We start from the raw sequence: 3857 nt of genomic DNA, 5'->3' as shown, positions 1-3857 counted from the left end.
TTTAAATTTAGATGCTATGCAGATGGTCTCGTTTGTGGCGCATAAAGAGACCATCGATCTTGCAATGCAAAACGGGATAAATTTAGTAGCTTCGCTCTTATGCGATAACGATCTTATTAAACGCGCCGTATCCGCCCACATAAAATTTTACCGCAAGCGGCGCAAGATAATTCATAAAATTCTATGCTTTCTATGCCTCTTTAAAATTCTGCGATACGAAAGAATTTAGGCTCAATTCGCAGAGGAATTTCATAGTCTGCTTTATCTTTAAAGAACTGGCGCAATCTTAGGTTCTTTTGCCAAAGCCCAAAAAGCTTGTCAAAGCAGCAATACCATCATTATTGGCTTTATTGCTAAGGCTGGTGCCTTTTATTTATATCCTGCGCTTTATATTTTAAAAGTGAAGCTACGAAATTTCGAAGTAAAGGTGAAATTATATAAGAAAGATCCCGCAAAACTTAAAATTATAAAATTTTAAAACTGCTTGTCTTAGAATTTATAAGCAAAACTTCGCAAGGTCTAAAATTTTAAAATTTTAAAATTCCGTGCCTTAGAATTTCAAATTTCAACACGCTTCTCATTAAGGTTTGGGCTAAATTTTAAATTTTAGGCAATTAAATTTTAAAATTCTGCGCCTAAATCTTGCCTGTGAATTTTAAAATTACCCAGCGCAGTTTTGATCGTTCACTTCAAAGAGGCGACCTGTTATAAAACTACGCGAAACAAGTCTTGGCACGAGCTTTGCTTTAGCTACACAAAGCCTTAAATTTAAACCTTGACGGTAGGTAAATCTATCTGCTCGTGATTATAGAATTTCAAGCGGTATTCATAGCATTGCAAACCCTACCTTTCTTATAATTTTATAGTTTGGTAAACGGGTTATACAAACGAACGGTCTATAAGTTTAAGATCTACTTTTTCGCAATTTGATACTAATAGAAAATATTTGATATCTCGTTAAGCTATGGGTTTGAGCCTACTTTTTCGTAATTTTATAGAGTAAATTTCCAATGCTTTGGATTATCTGCACGAGTACGATCAGAATCACGACGGTGTATGCCATTATATCGGGGCGGAAGCGCTGAAAGCCATAGCGGATCGCCACGTCGCCGAGCCCGCCGCCGCCGACAGTGCCCGCCATCGCCGTAAATCCGATGATGACGATGAGCGTCAGAGTAATCGCGCCGATGATGCTAGGTAGCGCCTCGACGAACATTACGCGAAAGATTATCTGCGTCTTGCTCGCGCCGAAGCTCTTCGCCGCCTCGATTACGCCGCTATCGACCTCCAGCAGAGCGCTTTCGATGAGCCGCGCGATAAAGGGCGCCGAGCCGATAGTAAGCGGTACGATCGCCGCAGTGGTGCCGATGCTCGCGCCCACAAGAAGCTTCGTAAGCGGAAAGAGCACGATCAGCAAAATTATAAACGGAAAGCTTCGCAGCGTGTTTATCGCGACGTCCAGCACGGCGTAGACGATGCGGTTTTCGCAGAGCCCGCCGCGACGCGTAAGGATAAGCACGATCGCAAGCACAAGCCCCAAAATAAACGCCAAAGCGGTGCTTACGAAGGTCATATACAGAGTCTCCAGCGTCGCGTTTAGCAGCAGCTTCGGAATCACTCCGCTAAAAAAATTTTGTATCCACTCTATCATTTATGTCCTTTCATTTTGCGCCTGTTTGCATTATATCGAGCTTTTGCGCCGCTTTAAAAATTTTTGAAATTTTAAAATTTACGCCGCAGCAAATTTTACGCCTTAAAATTTTAGCCCTCGCGAAGCGGTAAATTTTATGAAATTTTACCGCTTAGAGCCCATAAATTTAGATGAGATTCTATCTAAATTTAACGCGCAGCCCTTAAAACCAAAGCTAAATTTTAAAATTTCAAATCCGCGCGAAATTTCGCCCCGCGCCCTTAAAAAATTTCAAATTTCTTAAATAGCTCGGGTTTGTCCTGCACGATGCCGCGCTCTATGAGACTTGCTACGACTTCGCGGCTGCAGAGCGTCTCCTGCGGCCACCGGCGCGTATAGCCCTCCCACTCATGCTTGCTCGTAGCGTCGATGCAGATTCGATCGTCCTGCGCCACAAACACGTCGCGCAGCGCATCGATGCTATTTACGACGCGCCAAACGCTCATATAGAGGTTGCTCGCGTCGTTTCTCGCATCGGTAAAAATCAAAATTTTAAAATTCTCGCTAAATTTTAAAAGCCGCCGCCAGCTACGCTCTACGAGCTCTTTTTTGTCTATGTTTATCAGCACGAGCGGGTTTTTCGTATCGCAAAAGTGCTGCTTAAGCGCTAAAATAGCGAGCTCCTCGCTTTGAAATTTCGCTAGCAGCTCCTCGTCGCTTAAAATTTGCGGCGCCTGCGAGCTTAAATCCGCCGTCGCATCGATACCGAGCTTGCCGCCGAAGCAGGAGTTCGGGCTTGCGTGATCGAGCTGATCGCACACACCCTCGCTAAAAACGAGGCTGCGCGCGCCTATGCGGTTTAGGACATACTTCGTAAGCGCCTCGTACTCATCTAAGCTCGGCGCGTCCTGCGGCACGAAGACGGCGTGTTTTACGAAGCTCATCTGCCCCACGCCCCAAAACGCATGCATGATCTGTTTAGCCGCAGCGGGGTAACGCACGGCGATCTTAGCCAAAATCAGGTTGTGAAATACGCCGTTCTCGGGCATTTTATAATCGATCAGATCGGGCGCGCTCGTGCGAAACAGCGGCAAAAAGATCCGCTCGGTCGCATATCCCATAAATTTATCCTCAAGCGGCGGCTTGCCCACGACGGTAGCGTGAAATACGGGCGCGCGCTTATGCGTGATCGCGCTAACCTCCATCACCGGGAATGGCTCTACCGGCGTGTAATATCCGGTGTGATCGCCGAAAGGCCCCTCCGGCTCGCTTACTGCGGGATCGACAAAGCCCTCGATCACGTAGTCCGCGCCCTCCGGAACGTAAATTTCATTCGTAAGCGATTTTACGAGGCGAGCGGGGCTGCGGCGGATGAAGCCGTAAAGCAGCAGTTCAAAAATCCCCTTCGGCAGCGGCGCCTGACCGCACCAGATATAGAGCGGATCGCCGCCGATCGCCACGGATACGGGCATCTTGCGCCCCGCTTTGCGGTATTCGTCGAAAAAGCCCGCGCCGTCTTTGTGTATCTGCCAGTGCATCCCCAAGCGATCGCGCCCGTAAATTTGCAGGCGATACATACCGAGATTTTGCGTTTGCGAGTTTAGATCCTTCGTATAGACCTGCCCCATCGTGATGAACGCGCCGCCGTCACCCTCCCAGGTCTTAAGCACGGGAAGCTCGCCAAGATCGACGTCAGCGCCTAGATGCGCGACCTGCTGACACTCGCCGCGACCGCTAAGGCGCTTTACAAAAATTTTACGAAGCGAGATTAAGTGCGCCAAGAAATCAAGCTTTTCGCCGAAGCTTTGCGGACGCTTCGGCTTTAGCAGGCTCTCGATCTCGGCGGCGATCTCGTCAGGTTCGCGACCGAGGATTAAATTTAACGCCTCGAAGGAGCCGAAAATATTAGTTAGCACTGGCGGCATCCGTTTGCCCTGCGCGTTTCGCACGTTCGTAAAAAGCAGCGCCTGTGAGCGCTCACGCTTAACCTCGATGTAGCTTGCGTGCGCGATCTCAAGCTCCGTGTCGATCTGCTCCTTTACCTCGCGCAATAGCCCGTTTTCGTAAAGCCTCTTTATCCAAAAATTTCCGTTTAAAATTTCATCAAAGCTCTGCATCCGCTGCCTTTAAAAAAATAGATTTTTTTCTTGCGGTTTTTGATTTAGAAGCTGCACGATCGCGCTCTTTTCTGCAAAAACCAGCGCGTAGTGAAACTCGGGCAGGCTCT

Annotated in this window: 4 protein-coding genes; 2 read left to right on the top strand and 2 right to left on the bottom strand. The window is 47.8% G+C overall.

Annotation, left to right across the window (positions count from 1 at the left end; genetic code table 11):
* Nucleotides 1–229, top strand: a 229-nt coding sequence (locus Q0340_RS11925) for a hypothetical protein (protein WP_298083486.1), incomplete at its 5' end; no start/stop codon positions are given.
* 747 nt (nucleotides 230–976) lie between these two features.
* On the opposite strand, the gene Q0340_RS11920 is transcribed toward Q0340_RS11925, so the two are convergent.
* Nucleotides 977–1651: a methionine ABC transporter permease gene (locus tag Q0340_RS11920; RefSeq protein ID WP_297880377.1), complete on the bottom strand. Its 675-nt coding sequence runs from the start codon at nucleotides 1649–1651 to the stop codon at nucleotides 977–979.
* Between the two features lie 136 nt (nucleotides 1652–1787).
* On the opposite strand from Q0340_RS11920, the gene Q0340_RS11915 reads away from it, so the two are divergent.
* Nucleotides 1788–1934 carry a hypothetical protein gene (locus Q0340_RS11915; RefSeq protein WP_298083485.1) on the top strand — a complete coding sequence of 49 codons (147 nt, stop codon included), beginning with the start codon at nucleotides 1788–1790 and terminating at the stop codon, nucleotides 1932–1934.
* Here the strand turns inward: Q0340_RS11915 and Q0340_RS11910 are convergent.
* On the bottom strand, nucleotides 1912–3747 hold the full coding sequence (locus tag Q0340_RS11910) for a menaquinone biosynthesis decarboxylase (RefSeq protein ID WP_298083484.1): 1836 nt from the start codon (nucleotides 3745–3747) through the stop codon (nucleotides 1912–1914). The two genes, Q0340_RS11915 and Q0340_RS11910, sit on opposite strands and share 23 nt — an antisense overlap.
* Between the last annotated feature and the right edge of the window lie 110 nt (nucleotides 3748–3857).

Source organism: uncultured Campylobacter sp. (assembly GCF_938045595.1).
GTDB lineage: Bacteria > Campylobacterota > Campylobacteria > Campylobacterales > Campylobacteraceae > Campylobacter_B.
This window is presented reverse-complemented; position numbering and strand designations above follow the sequence as displayed.